Origin of the sequence: Colwellia psychrerythraea (assembly GCF_000764185.1) — a bacterium.
GTDB classification, from domain to species: domain Bacteria; phylum Pseudomonadota; class Gammaproteobacteria; order Enterobacterales; family Alteromonadaceae; genus Colwellia; species Colwellia psychrerythraea_B.
Map to the genome: position 1 here is coordinate 142,792 of NZ_JQEC01000071.1, position 18,145 is coordinate 160,936.

At 39.0% G+C, this 18,145-nt stretch carries 13 protein-coding genes; 3 read left to right on the forward strand and 10 right to left on the reverse strand.

Features of this window, described 5'->3' with window-relative positions; all coding sequences use genetic code 11:
- Positions 1-30: 30 nt before the first annotated feature.
- The 6 genes from odhB to sdhC all read right to left on the reverse strand — a co-directional run bounded on the left by odhB (position 31) and on the right by sdhC (position 7,930).
- Positions 31-1,506: a 2-oxoglutarate dehydrogenase complex dihydrolipoyllysine-residue succinyltransferase gene (gene odhB, locus GAB14E_RS01745; protein WP_033084343.1), complete on the reverse strand. Its 1,476-nt coding sequence runs from the start codon at positions 1,504-1,506 to the stop codon at positions 31-33.
- Between the two features lie 60 nt (positions 1,507-1,566).
- Positions 1,567-4,377 carry a 2-oxoglutarate dehydrogenase E1 component gene (locus GAB14E_RS01740; protein ID WP_033084344.1) on the reverse strand — a complete coding sequence of 937 codons (2,811 nt, stop codon included), beginning with the start codon at positions 4,375-4,377 and terminating at the stop codon, positions 1,567-1,569.
- Between the two features lie 335 nt (positions 4,378-4,712).
- Positions 4,713-5,420, reverse strand: coding sequence for a succinate dehydrogenase iron-sulfur subunit (locus GAB14E_RS01735; RefSeq protein WP_033084345.1), 708 nt, complete (start codon positions 5,418-5,420; stop codon positions 4,713-4,715).
- Positions 5,421-5,444: 24 nt separating this feature from the next.
- Positions 5,445-7,214 (reverse strand): succinate dehydrogenase flavoprotein subunit, encoded by a 1,770-nt coding sequence (sdhA, locus tag GAB14E_RS01730; protein ID WP_033084346.1) that lies wholly within the window; start codon positions 7,212-7,214, stop codon positions 5,445-5,447.
- Positions 7,215-7,562, reverse strand: a complete 348-nt coding sequence (sdhD, locus tag GAB14E_RS01725) for a succinate dehydrogenase, hydrophobic membrane anchor protein (protein WP_033084347.1) — start codon at positions 7,560-7,562, stop codon at positions 7,215-7,217.
- Positions 7,556-7,930 carry a succinate dehydrogenase, cytochrome b556 subunit gene (gene sdhC, locus GAB14E_RS01720; protein ID WP_033084348.1) on the reverse strand — a complete coding sequence of 125 codons (375 nt, stop codon included), beginning with the start codon at positions 7,928-7,930 and terminating at the stop codon, positions 7,556-7,558. Before sdhC ends, sdhD begins: the two co-directional genes overlap by 7 nt.
- Positions 7,931-8,491: 561 nt before the next feature.
- On the opposite strand from sdhC, the gene GAB14E_RS01715 reads away from it, so the two are divergent.
- Both GAB14E_RS01715 and tcdA read left to right on the forward strand, forming a co-directional pair.
- Complete coding sequence (locus tag GAB14E_RS01715) at positions 8,492-9,778, forward strand: citrate synthase (RefSeq protein ID WP_033084349.1); 1,287 nt, start codon at positions 8,492-8,494, stop codon at positions 9,776-9,778.
- 418 nt (positions 9,779-10,196) lie between these two features.
- Positions 10,197-11,015 (forward strand): tRNA cyclic N6-threonylcarbamoyladenosine(37) synthase TcdA, encoded by an 819-nt coding sequence (gene tcdA, locus GAB14E_RS01710; RefSeq protein WP_033084350.1) that lies wholly within the window; start codon positions 10,197-10,199, stop codon positions 11,013-11,015.
- A gap of 41 nt (positions 11,016-11,056) precedes the next feature.
- Here tcdA and GAB14E_RS01705 read toward each other — a convergent pair whose 3' ends face one another.
- The gene (locus GAB14E_RS01705) at positions 11,057-12,787 is read right to left on the reverse strand and encodes a SufS family cysteine desulfurase (protein WP_033084351.1); all 1,731 of its coding nucleotides are present in this window, start codon (positions 12,785-12,787) and stop codon (positions 11,057-11,059) included.
- A 200-nt stretch (positions 12,788-12,987) separates the two neighbouring features.
- Here GAB14E_RS01705 and GAB14E_RS01700 point away from each other — a divergent pair, with 200 nt between their 5' ends.
- Positions 12,988-13,347, forward strand: coding sequence for a hypothetical protein (locus tag GAB14E_RS01700; protein ID WP_033084352.1), 360 nt, complete (start codon positions 12,988-12,990; stop codon positions 13,345-13,347).
- Positions 13,348-13,366: 19 nt separating this feature from the next.
- Here the strand turns inward: GAB14E_RS01700 and GAB14E_RS01695 are convergent, their stop codons facing one another.
- The 3 genes from GAB14E_RS01695 to pnp all read right to left on the reverse strand — a co-directional run bounded on the left by GAB14E_RS01695 (position 13,367) and on the right by pnp (position 18,131).
- Complete coding sequence (locus tag GAB14E_RS01695) at positions 13,367-14,917, reverse strand: tetratricopeptide repeat protein (RefSeq protein ID WP_231562122.1); 1,551 nt, start codon at positions 14,915-14,917, stop codon at positions 13,367-13,369.
- 62 nt (positions 14,918-14,979) lie between these two features.
- Positions 14,980-15,891: a lipoprotein NlpI gene (nlpI, locus tag GAB14E_RS01690; RefSeq protein WP_033084354.1), complete on the reverse strand. Its 912-nt coding sequence runs from the start codon at positions 15,889-15,891 to the stop codon at positions 14,980-14,982.
- 122 nt (positions 15,892-16,013) lie between these two features.
- On the reverse strand, positions 16,014-18,131 hold the full coding sequence (gene pnp / locus GAB14E_RS01685; RefSeq protein ID WP_033084355.1) for a polyribonucleotide nucleotidyltransferase: 2,118 nt from the start codon (positions 18,129-18,131) through the stop codon (positions 16,014-16,016).
- Positions 18,132-18,145: the final 14 nt, after the last annotated feature.

Below are 18,145 nucleotides of genomic sequence, written 5' to 3' on the forward strand. Positions count from 1 at the left end.
AATACCTAAGAAAACGACTTAGATATCAATTTATATATCTAAAAGAAGACGTGTTGGATCTTCTAACAAATCTTTGATGGTTACTAAGAAACCAACAGACTCTTTACCATCAACTAAACGATGATCATAAGACAATGCTAAGTACATCATTGGTAAAATTTCTACTTTACCGTCAACCGCCATAGGGCGGTCTTGTATCTTATGCATACCTAAAATTGCCGCTTGCGGTAAGTTTAGGATTGGTGTTGAAAGCAATGAACCAAATACACCACCGTTAGTGATAGTGAAGTTACCGCCAGTCATATCTGCAATTGAAAGCTTGCCGTCACGACCTTTAATCGCTAATGCACGAATACCGTTTTCAATACCGGCCATGCTTAGTTGATCAGAGTCGCGTAATACTGGTGTTACTAAACCACGTGGCGTAGATACCGCAATAGAGATATCGAAGAAATTATGATAAACAATATCATCACCATCAATTGAAGCATTGATTGCTGGATAGCGTTTTAACGCTTCCGTTACTGCTTTCACGTAAAAAGACATGAAACCAAGACGAGTATCATGAGTTTTCTCGAACAAGTCTTTATACTGCTTACGAAGATCCATAATTGGCTTCATGTTAACTTCGTTAAACGTTGTTAACATCGCGGTAGAGTTTTTCGCTTCTAATAAACGTGTGGCAATCGTTTTACGTAAACGTGTCATTGGCACACGTTTTTGTGTACGTTCACCTAGCTCTTGAACCGCTGGAGCAGGCGCTGCGGCTTTCGCTACTGGCGCTGCTTTTGGCTTATTCGCTGCGGCTTCCACGTCTTCTTTAGAAATACGACCGCCTTTGCCCGTACCAACCACATCAGATGCTGTTAGGCCTTTTTCAGTCATTAAACGACGTACTGAAGGGCTAGCAAGTTCATCAGAACTTACTGCTTCTTCTGACGTTGCAGTCGCTGTTGTATTCGCTGTAGCGCCGGCATTAAGCTCACCAATTTTTTGAGCGCCTAAAACAGTATCGCCTTCAACATGGATAATTTTACCAATTACGCCATTGTCTTGAGCAACAACTTCAAGTACTACTTTATCAGTTTCAATATCAACTAAATTTTGGTCAACTGATACTGTATCGCCTTCGGCAACATGCCATGTAGCAACTGTTGCATCAGCTACAGATTCAGGTAAAACCGGTACTACGATGTCGATTACGTTAACAGAAGCTGTTGCCGCTGCTGGAGCACTTGCTGCTGCAACAGGTGCAGGAGCTGCTTCGCTTCCTTCAGAGAAAGTACCAATTACTTGATCGCCTAAGACAGTCGCGCCATCAGCTTGGCTGATATCAGTCATAACACCATCGCAAGTCGCTGGTACTTCTAATACGACTTTGTCAGTCTCAATATCAACAAGTACTTGGTCACGTGTAAATTTTTCACCAACTTGTACATGCCAAGTTGCCACTGTTGCATCAGCAACTGATTCTGGTAATACCGGAACTTTGATTTCGGTTGTCATTTTTTATTCCTTACAAACTTTCTTTGCGCTTACTTTCAGTAAAATAAGCGCACCAAAGAGTTAATCTACTGTTAATGCTTGAGTGACAAGCGCTTGCTGTTCTTTAACATGAAGTGACATATAACCAACAGCTGGTGCTGCTGAAGCCTTGCGGCCTGCATAAGTCAAATAAGTACCTTCAGGAATGGCAGCTCTAAAGTGATGCTGCGAACAATACCAAGCACCTTGGTTTTGCGGCTCTTCCTGACACCAAACAAATTGCTTAACATGTTGGTATTCTTTCAATACCGCTTGAAGCTCTTGTTCGGGGAATGGATAAAGTTGCTCAATACGCACAATAGCAACATTATTTAGCTCATTTTTACGACGTTGGTCAAGTAGCTCGTAATAAACTTTACCACTACAGAAAACAACACGTTCAACCGCTTTGGCATCAAGCTCGTCAACTTCACCAATAACACTGTGGAATATACCTGTAGACATTTCTTCTAGTGAAGAAACCGCTAATGGGTGACGTAACAGTGATTTAGGTGACATAACGACAAGAGGACGACGCATAGGACGAACAACCTGACGACGCAGCATATTAAATACTTGCGCGGGTGTTGATGGTACACATACTTGCATATTGTGATCAGCACAAAGTTGTAAGAAGCGCTCTAAACGGGCTGATGAATGCTCAGGACCCTGACCTTCGTAGCCATGTGGTAACAACATAGTTAAACCACATAAACGGCCCCACTTTTGCTCACCTGAACTAATGAATTGATCAAAAACTACTTGTGCACAGTTAGCAAAATCACCAAATTGCGCTTCCCAAATAGTTAAGCCAGCTGGCTCAGCGGTGGTATAGCCATATTCAAAGGCTAATACAGATACTTCAGATAACACAGAATCATGCACATCAAATGGGCCTTGGTCTGCTCTGATATTTTGCAGTGGTAAATAAGTGCTACCATCGTCTTGGTTATGTAAAACCGCATGACGATGGAAGAATGTACCACGCCCTGAATCTTGGCCGGTAATACGCACTCTATCGCCACGATCAACGATGGATGCATAGGCTAAGTTTTCAGCCATCCCCCAATCTAGTAATTTCTCACCTGTTGCCATTTTCAAACGGTCATCGTAAATCTTTTTAACACGAGAATGTATTGGATGACTTTCTGGGTACGTTGACAACTTAAGTGCTAATTCTTTTAGCTTCTCAAGGGAAATCTCTTTGTCGTAGTCATCATCCCACTCATGGCCTAAGTATGGAGTCCAATCAACTGAGTGCTCAGTCATTGGGCGCCATTGCTCAACCGTGCATTGACCTTCATCAAGTAACTTACGGTAGTAGGCTGTTAACTCATCAATTTTTCCGGTAGTTAAACTACCTTCAGCCGCTAATTTATCAGCATACAATTGACGTGGTGTAGGATGTTTTTTAACGATTTTGTACATAAGGGGCTGTGTGGCACTTGGCTCATCAGCTTCGTTATGACCATGACGTCGGTAACAAACTAAATCGATGACAACGTCACGTTTAAATTCATTACGATAATCAAGCGCAACTTGCGTTGCTAAAATAACAGCTTCAGGATCGTCACCATTAACGTGAATGATAGGAGCCTGCACCATTTTAGCAATTTCAGTACAATATTCGCCTGAGCGAGTATCTTCGGCAACGGAGGTAGTAAAACCTACTTGGTTATTCACTACAATACGTACAGTACCGCCAACTTTAAATGCGCGTGCCTGTGACATATTAAAAGTTTCTTGTACTACACCTTGACCAGCTATCGCTGAATCACCATGAATAGTGATAGGTAATACTAAGTCGCCTTGGTCACCTTCAACACCGCCGCGTCTATCTTGTCTCGCTCTTACCGAGCCAATAACAACAGGATTAACGATTTCAAGATGCGAAGGGTTAAACGCAAGGGCTAAATGAACATTACCGCCAGGAGTAACAAAATCTGAAGAATAACCTTGATGGTATTTCACATCACCTGAGCTTGATATTTCATCATGTTTACCGGCAAATTCATCAAATAATTTTGATGGATTTTTACCCATAACATTAACCAGTACATTTAAACGACCACGATGTGCCATGCCCATAACCACTTCTTTGGTACCAGCAGCACCAGCACGTGTGATCAATTCTTTAAGCATGGGAACGAGTGCGTCACCACCTTCTAATGAAAAGCGTTTTGCACCGGGGAATTTTGCACCTAGATATTTCTCTAAACCATCAGCGGCAATTAAACCTTTAAAAACTTCGGTCTTCTCTTCAACGCTTAAATTAGCTTGTGACTGAACTGATTCAAGACGTTGTTGTATCCAACGCTTTTCATCAGTTGAGGTCATGTGCATATATTCTGCGCCAATTGAACCACAATAAGTTGCTTTTAAAGTTTTATATAACTCACCTAACTTCATGGTCTCTTTGCCAACAGCAAATGAGCCTAAATTAAATTCTTTATCAAAGTCGTTTTCTGATAAGTCATGATGTGACAATTGTAAATCACGTACTTTATCACGTTGCCATAAACCCAATGGATCTAAGTTGGCGTTTTGATGACCGCGAAATCTAAAAGCATTAATAAGCTGTAAAACTTTTACCTGTTTAGCATCGCCACCAGAAACTACAACTTGTTTTTGGGTTTGTTTTGCTAAGGTTTTAAATTCATCACGGATAGCACTGTGGCGGTATTCCACCTCACTGCCTTCGACTTTAGGGAGTTGACCGAAGATTTCTTGCCATTCTGTAGATACAGAGGCAGAGTTATCTAAGTATGATTCGTACAATTCTTCAATATAAACGATGTTGCCACCGTTTAAGTGGGAAGACTCTAGCCAAGCCTTCATTACACCTTCTGGCATTGCCTTGTTCCTTTGCTGGTCTGTAGCAAAAAAAATAACGTAATAATTATTTTTTACACTTTGTGAAACTATTTGCTTAAAGTATCTATATATAGAATAAAATCAATACTTTTGCATCAAGATAAACAAATTGCTAATAAAAATCATTACAATGTTTAAAATTATTATAAATAAATACAGAGTATTAACGTAATAGTAACTAATATTTGCAACTATTATAGTGCTTATTAAAGCTCTTTTTAAAGATAGTACTCTGCTTATTCTGTCATAAAAAACAATTAAGTAAATTTAGACTAAAGCAGTAGTTAGATAACTTTAGCTAAGTTTAAGGTTAATTAAACCGCGCGGTTTAATAACATTGATTTAATATGACCAATTGCTTTTGTTGGGTTTAATCCTTTAGGACAAACATCAACACAGTTCATGATACCGTGACAGCGGAAAACACTGTAGGCATCTTGTAAATCATCTAATCGCTCTTCGGTAGCTGTATCACGGCTATCGATTAAAAAACGATAGGCATGTAATAATCCAGCTGGACCGATGAACTTATCAGGATTCCACCAGAAAGACGGACATGATGTTGAACAACAAGCACATAAAATACACTCATAAAGACCGTCTAATTTGTCACGTTCTTCAATAGATTGTATGTTTTCACGGGCTGGCTGCTGAGCATCGTTAATCAAGTATGGTTTAATTTTTTCATATTGCTGATAAAATTGTGTCATATCAATAATTAAGTCACGCACTACCGGTAAACCTGGTAACGGACGTAAAACAATAGTTTTTGCTTTTAATTCTGATAATGGCGTAATACATGCTAAACCATTTTTACCGTTCATGTTCAAGCCATCCGAGCCACAAACACCCTCACGACAAGAACGACGGAATGATAATGTTGAGTCTTCTTCTTTCAAAAGAATAAGCGCATCAAGGATCATCATGTCAGAGCCTTCAGGCACTTCTAGTTGATAATCTTTCATGTATGGCTTAGCGTCTACATCAGGATTGTAGCGGTAAATCGAAAAATTTTGTTTCATCGTATATCTCCTACAATTAAGTCCTTAGTAAACACGTGCTTTCGGTGGGAAAGCTTCGCGGTGAACAGGTTTCATATTAACATCACGTTTAGACATTGCTTCAGTCTCAGGCGTGTAAACCGAGTGACATAACCAGTTTTCATCATCACGTTCGGTGAAGTCTTGACGAGCATGAGCTCCACGAGATTCCGTACGGAAGTTCGCTGCTTTTGCACTACAGAAAGCTGTTTCCATCAAGTTGTCTAATTCTAAACACTCAATACGCTGAGTATTAAACTCAGAAGACTTGTCATCTAAACGTGCATCTTTAAGACGATCACGAATTTCAGATAATTCTTTCATGCCTTGCGCCATAGCTTCACCTTCACGGAATACCGAGAAGTTCATCTGCATACACTGTTGCAAGTCTTTGCGAATTTGTACTGGGTCTTCACCTTTAGTAGATGATTCCCAACGGTTAGTACGGGCAAGTGAGGCTTCTAAATCAGACTCTGAGGCATCAATGCCTGATTGAGTTTCATTTAAGTAAGTGCCTAAGAAGTTACCGGCAGCGCGGCCAAACACCACTAAATCAAGTAATGAGTTACCACCTAATCGGTTGGCACCATGTACAGATACACAAGCAATTTCACCAACAGCGAATAGACCTTCAACGATAGTTTCTTTACCATCAGTGCCAATGTTAAGCGCTTGACCATTAACGTTAGTCGGTACACCACCCATTTGATAATGACAGGTAGGAATTACTGGAATAGGCTCTTCTGCTGGATCAACATGAGCAAAAGTCTTAGATAAGTCACAAACACCTGGTAAACGTTTGTATAAAGTTTCGCGACCTAAGTGATCAAGTTTTAACTTAATATGTGGACCGTATTGAGGATGATCACAACCACGACCTTCACGAATCTCTGTCATCATTGAACGAGCAACAACATCACGACCAGCTAAATCTTTAGCGTTTGGCGCGTAGCGCTCCATGAAACGTTCGCCGTCTTTGTTAAGTAGATAACCACCTTCACCACGACAACCTTCTGTAACTAATACACCCGCACCAGCAATACCGGTTGGGTGGAACTGCCACATTTCCATGTCTTGCATTTGAATGCCAGCACGAAGTGACATACCAACACCGTCACCAGTATTGATATGTGCATTGGTAGTCGAGGCGAAAATACGACCTGCTCCACCGGTAGCTAAAACAGTTGCGCGCGCTTTAAAATAAACGATTTCGCCAGTTTCAATACAAATAGCTGTGGTACCTACAACAGCACCATCATTATTTTTAACTAAATCTAAGGCATACCATTCTGAATAGACGTTAGTTTTATTTTTAACGTTTTGTTGATACAAACAATGAAGTAGCGCATGACCAGTACGGTCAGCGGCAGCCGCAGTACGTGCTGCTTGTTCACCACCAAAGTTTTTAGACTGACCACCAAACGGACGTTGGTAAATTTTACCTTCTTCTGTACGAGAAAAAGGTAAACCCATTTTCTCTAACTCAATGACAGATTCAGGACCCACTTTACACATGTATTCAATAGCGTCTTGGTCACCAATATAATCAGAGCCTTTAACGGTATCGTACATATGCTGTTCCCAGTGATCTTCATGGGCATTACCTAAAGCAACGGTAATACCACCCTGAGCAGATACTGTATGAGAACGAGTTGGAAATACTTTAGAAATCAGGGCACAAGACTTGCCTGACTCAGAAATTGCTAATGCAGCGCGCATACCTGCGCCGCCTGCGCCAATAACTATGGCGTCAAATTCACGAATTGGAACGCTCACTTATACACCCCACACGGTTAAAAAGCCAAACACTAGGTAGGCTAGTAAGATAACTGAAAATACAAATTGCAAAGCACCGCGTAAAAACGCAGGTTTAACGTAATCTGACAATACTTGCCATACGCCAATTTTAGCGTGAGTAAGCAACGCTAACAATGCTACGATTGTCGCTACCTTAACGCTGGTACATGCAAAAAAACCTTGCCATTGTTCAAAGGTAACAGTTGGTGTTACTACAAAGAAACCGGCAAGCAGTAAAGTGTATAGCGCAAGAATAATTGCACTAGCTCTCAAAAGAATAAAATCATGTACGCCATTACGGCCTACTGATGCGACGACGTTTACCATAACCAAACTCCTATTACTGCCGATACTGCTAACCACATAATCATGATTAATTTAGCTGTGGCATTACCTGAAGCTAATTCTTCAAAATAACCCATATCCATAAACAAGTGACGAACACCGGCTAATAAATGGTAGGTTAATGCTGAAAGACAGCCAAAGATAATGAAACTAAAGAATAAGCCATCAAGATAACCTTGTATTTGGGCAAATCCAGCAGCAGAAGAAAGAGAGGTTGAAAGGGTAAACAATAAAATACCGATAGCAAAAACCATAATAACACCAGATATACGGTGTAAAATGGAAGCGTTAGCAGCGGGATGCATCTTTATTGTAGTTAAATCTAGGTTTACAGGACGTTGTTTTTTCACAATTGTTGCCTAAAGAGCTCGAAAGCCTTCAACTTTTATTATTGTTACTCATGAACTACCTTTATTTACTCGACTTTAAACTTAATTGAAACTAAAAAATCAATATAAAAAAAGCAATTCCCGAAAGTGAACGGTAACTTTACACTAGCTTTTATGCGAGCGTACCAATTCGCTTACAATTCTAACCAACTTTATGGCACGATTCTAGTTAGATTTTGTAATAAGACTCAAAAAAATAAAGCTAAAATGAATCTATAATCAAATAGTAGAAAGTTACAGCACGTTAATATTATATAATCGATAACAGTGAATTACAATTTCACTTAGCGCACATAAGTTGACTCTGGATGATTTTTAAACAGTTTGTTGTTCTGTATTAAACTTTAGTATAATTACTCTTACAATTTAAATTCATTTCAGGGTAGAATGGCGCCAGTTTGAAAAACCCAAGAAAAATCACAAAAACTGACTATTTATTCACTACGCTTAGTATGGGAATTGAGCAATTTAGTTGAATGTCAGTAAATGTAAATTAATTATAATTTGATAGGGGAAAACATTATGGCTGAATCAAAAGCCTCTCTGAGTATTGATGGCAAAGAAATTGGCGTATTTCCAGTTTTAAAAGGTACTGCTGGTACTGACGTGATTGATATTAGAACTTTAGGTAGCCATGGCTATTTCACCTACGACCCGGGCTTTCTAGCGACGGGTTCTTGTGAATCATCTATAACCTTCATCGATGGTGCCAAAGGTATCTTACAACATCGCGGTTACCCTATAGATAGCCTTGCCAAGCAAGCAGATTACTTAGAAGTTTGTTATATCTTATTAAATGGTGATGCACCAACTCAGTCTGAATATGATAAATTCAAGTCCATCATTACCACACATACTATGGTACATGAAAAGCTAGCGCATTTTTTCCAAGGTTTCTTACCTGATGCGCATCCAATGGCTATGGTATGTGGTGTTGTTGGCGCTATGTCATCTTTCTATCACAGTGACTTAGATATCACGGATCCGGCTCAGCGTAAGCGTAGTGCCCATAGATTGATTGCTAAAATGCCGACAATTGCAGCAATGGCTTATAAATACAGTGTTGGTCAACCATTTGTTTACCCGCGTAATGAGCTTTCATTTGCTGAAAACTTCCTTCATATGATGTTCTCAGTACCTGCTGAAGAATATATTGTAAGTCCTACAATTGCTAATGCAATGGACAGAATATTTACTTTACATGCTGATCACGAGCAAAATGCTTCTACCTCGACAGTACGTTTAGCGGGTTCTTCTGGCGCTAACCCGTATGCTTGTATCGCAGCAGGTGTTGCCTCTTTATGGGGCCCAGCACATGGCGGCGCGAATGAAGCATGCCTAACTATGCTTGAAGAAATTGGTAGCTTAGATAGAGTTGACGAATATGTTGCTAAAGCTAAAGACAAAAACGACTCATTTCGTTTAATGGGCTTTGGTCATCGTGTTTATAAAAACTTCGACCCTCGTGCAACGGTGATGCGTGAAACATGTCATGAAGTATTGAAAGAGCTAGGCATCAGCGATCCATTACTTGATGTTGCTATGGCTTTAGAGAAAGTAGCACTTGAAGACCCATACTTTATCGAAAAGAAATTATACCCTAACGTAGACTTCTACTCAGGCATCATTCTTAAAGCTATTGGTATCCCTACCAGCATGTTCACAGTAATATTTGCTATGTCTAGAACAGTAGGTTGGATTGCCCACTGGGATGAAATGTTATCTCAGCCGGGTCAAAAAATCGGTCGTCCTCGCCAGAAGTATACTGGTGAAATTAACCGTGAATTTGTACCATTAAACAAAAGATAATGACTTAACTAAGTCATCTTAGTTTTAAAAGGCAGCATTCGCTGCCTTTTTTATGCTTGTTTTAAGGGAAATCCCCTACCCAACCCATAACCCTAGGGTATACCTATCATTCACAAAAGAAATAAAGATAATTGGTATTAGCTAGATATAAAGCCACTTTTTTCGATGTAATATCAAGCCCAATTAAGTTTTTATCTTGTTGTGCTCAGAAAGTCACATCAAAGTAAGGCGCTCGATTAACTAATAACTGGCTATTGTGGTTTAGAGCAAAATCGACTTCGAGTATTTTAACCAGCACAAGTGGCAATTTTTTAATGAAATTGGGATAGGCAGTTAAATTTCATTTCACTCCCTGAAGCTAGCCGTTATAATGTCGTGCTAAAACCTTTCACTTTCACAATAAGACCCCTTTTTACTTATGTCTGAATACTCTTTACGATTCGGCGGTATTAGCCGATTATATGGCGTACATGGCGCTAGCATATTACAACAGTCCCACTTTTGTATTATTGGTATTGGCGGCGTTGGCTCTTGGGCTGCTGAAGCTATTGCCCGTAATGGTATTGGAAAAATCACGTTGATCGATTTAGATGATATTTGTACTACCAACATAAATCGTCAAATCCATGCATTAAGCCAAACTGTTGGTCAGAGTAAAGTTGAGGTAATGGCTGAGCGAATTAAACAGATTAATCCTGAATGCCAAGTCAATATTATTGAAGACTTCGTCACCATGGAGAATTTATCCAGTCTAATTACTAAAGATTTAGATTATGTGATTGATGCTATTGATTCTGTTGACATAAAATCACGTCTCATTGCTTTTTGTAGGGGAAGTAAACTACCCATTATCACTATTGGTGGTGCTGGTGGTCAGGTTGACCCAAGTAAAATAGCAATAACTGACTTGAGTAAAACCTATCAAGATCCTTTACTTGCTAAGGTAAAAAATCAACTACGCCGAGAGTTTAACTTCCCTCGCGCGGATCTTAAAACAGCCGGTAAAAGAAAGTTCTCAATTGATGCTGTATATTCAACAGAGCAATTACGCTATCCAGCTGATAATAACGCAGGTGAAGTTTGTTTGGCAAAACCAGATATCAGTAAAGGTGAAAATACCAGCTCACGACTAGATTGCCATAGCGGTTTTGGTGCCACCACACATGTTACTGCAACCTTTGCCTTTTTCGCCGTTGGTAGGGCAATTGACAAGCTGTTGAAAAAGCGTCAAAAGTAGATTGGTTATGAATAATAGTTACGAATAATTATTCGTAACTATTATTCTTTAGCCAATAATTTAATTTTATCTACAATGGCCAATAAACCATTTCCTCGAGAAGGGCTTAAATGCTGAATCAAACCTAACTGATTAAAATATTCTTTGATATCAAAATTATGAATTTGCTCTGCTGTTTTATGATTAAAAGCAGCAAGTACGATAACCAACAACCCACGAATAATCTTTGCATCACTGTCTGCAGAAAAAAAATATACACCTTGTCTGGTTTGTTCTACTTTCAGCCAAGCAAGACTTTCACAGCCCGTTATAATTGTTTGCTCATTCCGTAGTGCTTGTTCCATACGAGGAAGGTTTTTACCTAACAACATAATTTCTCTATGTCGACTGTCCCACCCTTTAACTGTCGTAAAAAGAGTAATAATATCTTTCATCTCTTTTGTTCTTAAGTTTATTAACTGCTCTGTTTTAGCGTGATTTTTTTGTTGTAACTCTACTTGTACACCTGCTTGGCTGAAATCTTCAAGTAAAACCTCTCTTAAGCAATTGATGAAATAATCAATTTCTTCAATGGTATTATAGGCCGCCAACGAAACTCTCAAACAACCATCAATATTCAAATGCGCCATTAATGGCATAGCGCAATGATGGCCAGAGCGAATAGCAATACCTGATGCATCAAGAGATGTAGCGACATCATGATTATGGTGTCCGGCTATAGTAAAAGCGATCACCCCAATATCAGGTATACCCTCAACAATGAAATTGACTTGCGCTATTTTAGCGAGTTCTTGATAACAATGATTAACCATTTTCTGCTCATAAAGATTATAACCTTTTTGAATATCAGCTAACAAAGGCGCTAAAAAAGTAATGCTTTCACCAAAACCGATAACAGCGGCAATATTGGGAGTTCCGGCTTCAAACTTAAAGGGTAATGAGTTAAACGTCGTTGTTTGAGTAAAACTAACTGTTTTAATCATCTCCCCTCCCCCTTGATATGGAGGCATATTTTCAAGTAATGCTTGTTTACCATAGAGCACGCCAATGCCTGTTGGTCCATACATTTTGTGCGCTGAGAACACATAAAAATCACAATCAAGTGCTCGTACATCTACAGCAATGTGCGCTACTGCTTGGGCACCATCAATCAAACTTATGGCACCTACAGATTTTGCTTTTGCTATCACTGCCTTAATCGGATTTATCCGTCCTAGAACATTGGAAATATGAGCGCAAGCGACAAATTTTGTTTTTTTGCTAATAAACTCATCGAGGTTACTAACATCAATAAAACCTTGCTCATTTAAAGGTAGGATTTTGATCACTGCGCCCGTTTGCTCAGCTACAATTTGCCATGGCACAATATTGGCGTGGTGTTCGCTTGCACAAAGTACTATTTCATCTGCTGATGTTAAGGTATTTCTAGCTAAGCTTTGCACGACAAGGTTAATGCTTTCTGTTGTACCTTTGGTCCAGATAATTTCTTTAATACTGTTCGCACCGATAAATTTTTGAACCAAGGTACGTGCCTTTTCAAAAGCAAAAGTAGCGTTAGTACTTAATTGATGTGAGGCTCTATGCACATTTGCGTTGTACTCACCATAATAACGTTGTTGGCAAGCAATGACTTGTTCTGGCTTTTGCGTTGTGGCCGCGTTATCGAAATAAACAATTGAAGACTTTGACTGACTTTTATCAGTCGAGTATTTAGCATAACGTGTTATCAATGGGAATTTTTGACGAAATTGTTGAGGTACAAAAAGGTTCATATTTAGGATGAAAAACTTATAAAATTAATAAATAAACTGTCTTTTATTATAACTTACTTTCCCTCAGTAATTTAAGTACTTAGTTGAGGAGAAATTTTTTAGCTATGCCTGTAGAACAAGTGTAAGTCTGCTTTGTACTGGGTGAAAACGTAAAGTTTAGGCTATAACTAATAAGGTGTCCTCTAGGAAGGGTATTTAAAATGAGTTTTTTTGCCTATCTTTATCAAGTCAAAGCAAGCTTTAGAAGGTTTTTTTATTCAAGTACCTCTGTTACGCCCGAACAGGAAACGACCCAATATGCGCAAGAAGTTAACGACGAGATAAAGCACAACCTTAAAATAAAATGTCGAAGAGCTGCACAAGAGATACAGTACCTCAGATGCTTTAGTCATTGGCCAATTGCTAGAGCTAAAATAAAAATAGAAAAAAATTCTTTAGTCTACCTAGATATTAGCCGCAGTAAACGCAGTAATTTTGAACATATCGACCAACATAGGGATAAAGTTATCGCACTTAATAAAACAGTACGTCCTAATAAAATAGTGAAGAAGATCCCCTAATATATACTGATAGCATATTTCAAAAAGCCCCTTTGAAAATTCTCGACTTTTTCATCGGGTCATTTTCCCATTTTGATGCTTGTAGCAACCAATATTTAGCATCAACTATATTACCTTGTTTAAATAAAGCTAAGGCAATATTGTAGTGAAAACTAGGCATTAAATATGTCGACGGCTTTGCCTCTAGCAACGTTAGGTATTCTTCAGGAAAATCATTGGCAAAATACCTGAGCTGTGTGCGTCGACTCAAGGGTTTAAAGGCGGTAATATTTGATGATAAGTTATTGACAAAACTTGAATTCTGACAACTTTCAGAAAAATGCAATCCTACGTGTTGTTTAAATTCTATCGGTGTCCCTAATTGCCAGTTTTTCTGCATATTTGAGTTGATATACACTCGTTGCATAATAGGTGTGTCAGCTTTAATACTGGCCGACCAGGGGATTTCCTTCAATATCCTTGCTCTTAATTCTTGTTGCTCTCCTTGATAGTAGCTCTGTAATACCGCAATATTATGCGCAAAAGGGCGTTGCTGTATACGTTGACACTTCTTATGACCTTTTCTTAAGGGGTATTCATCGACAAAACCGAGTAAGTGACTAACTTCATGGCTAAAGACGTTAACATTATCCTCTATATCGAAATAAAGGATGCCTAGATGGACATTAGCACCGCCTTTATTGAGCATTAAACCTATGTGCCGACTATCCACTTCTGTTGCGATACTTTGCCATTTTGTTTCATCACAATTAATGGCTTTGTTTGAGTAAGTCATACAGTCAAGTTGTTTAACACTAATATATCTTGGGGCTGGCAAACATATATATTTCGCTAGGGGTAATTTCTCTTTGAAGGCTTTAATCAATTGATCAAGATGCTTTAAATGTGAAAGGTTAGTAGCAAAAAGCTGTAAACTAGTAGTACAACTCAATGAAGCGCTGAGCTGAAGACTCTTATTACCTCTCACATTGCTTTTCATTAATGTTTTGTTTTTTATTACTGCATATCGTTTTAGGTCATAAAAAAGACTCTTTATTTGGTTAGTATCAGCTATATTAAACACGTAAGAGCCTATCAACTTTTCAACTTGGTCCACATTTCCTAACGCTACAGCGATCTTAATACGTAAAACCAATGCAGTTGTTACTAAGTGATTTTCATTTATATTTACAGACAAACGTTGCAATGTCGCTTGTGCCTTTGATAACTTACCTTGCTGAAAATATAGCTGAGCGAGCGTGACTACACCTTGCTGAGAATTTAATCGAATAGCTTGCTCAAACCACATAATAGCAGTGTTAAATAGTGTAGTGCTTGATTTATACTGATCCTGTTGCTCATACCAATAACCAAGTTCTAATGCGGAACTCTTTTTGCTTTTCGCTAACGCTTGATTTAGAGCAAGCCAATTCATACTGCCATAGTCTGCTTTATCTTCGGCTAAAGTTAATGCTGCTATGTTCTTACTCTTTAGCGCATAATTAAATTGTCCTATACGATAATTATTTCCCTCTAGTTGTTCTGTTAAATAATCAGATAAAAAAAATGAGCTTGTGGACAAAAATGTCATCAAACTCATGAGGGTTATCACTATTAATACTTTTCGCGAGAACATGTACACTGGTTTAACGTTTAAGGCTGAGTATTATTAGCTTTTTGAATACGCATAAGATCTAATTCAAGCTTAGCGTATCTATGTTCAACAAATTCATAAACATTAGTGCCTAATGCTAGTTTAAAGAAGTTAGCCGCACTTCCCTGATAACCGAGTGTTTGGTTATACTTGCCTAAGTAAAAATAGGCTTCGCATAACCGCTCGGTCAGCTCTTTGTTTGAACGAACGTTTTTAGTCAAGTTTTTAACAAATTGACCTTGTGAAATTTCACCTAGATAAAGATATATTACCTGTTTCGCCCAAATACGATCATCAACTAACTCTGCTCGCTGTTTTAATGAGTATTTTGCTGCCAGCGGGTCAACTTCATATTCAGTTAAATACAACCATAATAGACGATATGGGTCATCTTGTTGCTTTTGATGAAAGGCTTTAAAATCAAGACTAGCCAGCTCTGGCCTTTCGCCATAATAAAGGGCTATGCCACGATTTAAATAAGCATACTCATGTTCAGGAGCTAACTCTAATGCAGAATCAAATTTTTCATAGGCTTGGGAAAACTCCTGCAACTGTGTGTAATGTATACCTAAGAAATTATAAGCATCAATTAGATCAGGTTTTAATCGAAGCGCATGAGTAAAGTCGAACCTTGCTAACGAACGTAAGCCAACACTGTCGTATAAAACACCACGGTCATAAAAAAGTTGTGCCCTTTGCTCATCAGATATTTGGGCATTATTTATCACTTCCGATAAACGTGCGATGGCAATTTCACTTTTGAAGTTAACCGTGAGCGGCTCAGCGATAACAAGGTTATTCATTATTGCTGAGGAAGTATCTCCCCCTCCTTGGCTTGAAGCACAACCTTGGGTCAGCAGTGTACTAGTTAACAATAAAATTAGAAGCGTTGTTTTGAGAAGTGAATGCACAAAAATGCCTTATAAATAAATAACTAACAATAAGAATTAATTCATTATAAACAAAAAAGGAGCCGTATGGCTCCTTTTTTACTGAATGAAATGTAAAAGTTTTTTACTTTATCAGTAAACTATTACTCAGCAGCAGGTGTTTCTGTTGTTGCTGGTTTTTCCATTGCTTCTTTAATACTTAAACGTACACGACCTTGGCGATCAACTTCAAGTACTTTAACTTTCACTTCTTGACCTTCTGTTAAGACTTCGCTTACGTTATTAACACGCTCTTCAGAGATTTGTGAAATATGAACTAAACCATCTTTACCCGGAAGTACGTTAACAAAGGCACCGAAGTCAACGATACGCACTACTTTACCAGTGTAAAGTGTACCTACTTCAATTTCAGCTGTTAATGCTTTAATACGGTTGATAGCATCTTGTGCTTGATCATTCGAGGTTGCGGCAATTTTAACAGTACCGTCATCTTCAATTTCAATCGTTGTACCCGTTTCTTCAGTAAGTTGACGAATTGTTGCGCCGCCTTTACCGATGATGTCACGAATTTTATCTTGGCTTACTTTCATAGTATGAATGCGTGGAGCGAATTCAGAGATATCATCTCTGTGGCCACCGATTGCTTCATCCATTACAGATAAGATGTGAGTACGTGCAGCTTTTGCTTGGTTTAAAGCAATTTGCATGATTTCTTGGGTAATGCCTTCAATTTTGATATCCATTTGAAGTGCAGTAATACCACCTGTAGTACCGGCTACTTTAAAGTCCATGTCACCTAAGTGATCTTCATCACCTAAAATGTCAGAAAGAACCACGAATTTCTCGCCTTCTTTAACTAGACCCATTGCGATACCAGCAACAGAAGCTTTGATTGGTACACCCGCATCCATTAGTGCTAATGAAGTACCACAAACAGAAGCCATTGAAGAAGAACCATTTGATTCAGTGATTTCAGAAACAACACGTACTGCGTACGGGAATTCTTCAAGTGAAGGCATAACAGCTAACATGCCGCGTTTTGCTAAACGGCCATGGCCGATTTCACGACGCTTAGGGCTGCCAACAAAACCAGTTTCGCCTACACAGTAAGGAGGGAAGTTGTAATGAAGCATGAATGGGTCAGTTTTATCACCCATTAAAGTATCAAGACGTTGTGCATCACGTTGAGTACCAAGTGTAGCAGTAACTAATGCTTGAGTTTCACCACGAGTGAATACAGCAGAGCCGTGAGTTCTTGGTAATACACCTGTCATTACGTCTAACGCACGGATTGACTCAGGATCGCGACCATCAATACGAGGGTTGCCATCAGTGATACGGCCACGTACAACAGTTTTTTCTAGGTCGTGAAATAAATCTTTAGTTTCTTGCACGTCTAAGTCAGCATCTTGTGCTAATAACGTTTCAACTACTGAGTTACGAATTTCTTTAATTTTTTCATAACGAACAGCTTTTTCAGTAATTTGGTAAGCTTCGTTTACTTGCGCTTCACTTAACTCAGCGATTTTTGCTAATAACTCAGCGTTTTTAACTGGTGCAGTCCATTCCCATACAGGCGTGTTTACTTCAGCTTTAAATTCTTTAATTGCTGAAACAGCTACTTGCATTTGCTCATGGCCGTACATTACCGCGCCAAGCATGACTTCTTCAGATAATACATCGGCTTCAGACTCAACCATTAATACCGCTGAATCAGTACCTGATACCACTAAGTCTAATTGACTTGTCGGTAATTCAGCTTGTAGTGGGTTAAGTATGTATTGACCATCAACATAACCAACACGTGCAGCGCCAACAGGACCATTAAATGGAGCTCCTGAAATAGCTAATGCCGCAGAAGCACCGATTAATGAAATGATGTCAGGGGCAATTTCAGGATTAACTGAAACAACCGTGATGATAACTTGAACTTCGTTAATAAACCCTGCAGGGAATAATGGGCGAAGTGGACGGTCAATTAAACGAGCAATCAATGTTTCTTCTTCTGAAGGGCGACCTTCACGTTTGAAGAAACTACCTGGGATTTTACCCGCGGCGTAGGCACGCTCTTGATAGTTTATTGTTAGTGGGAAAAAGTCTTGGCCTGCTTTTGCTTCTTTCTTAGCAACAACACTCACTAATACACAAGTATCATCCATGCTTGCCATTACAGCACCAGATGCTTGACGAGCAATAGCGCCAGTTTCAAGTGTCACGGTATGTTTACCGTATTGGAATTTTTTAGTAATTGGATTTAACATCTAATTAGTTTCCT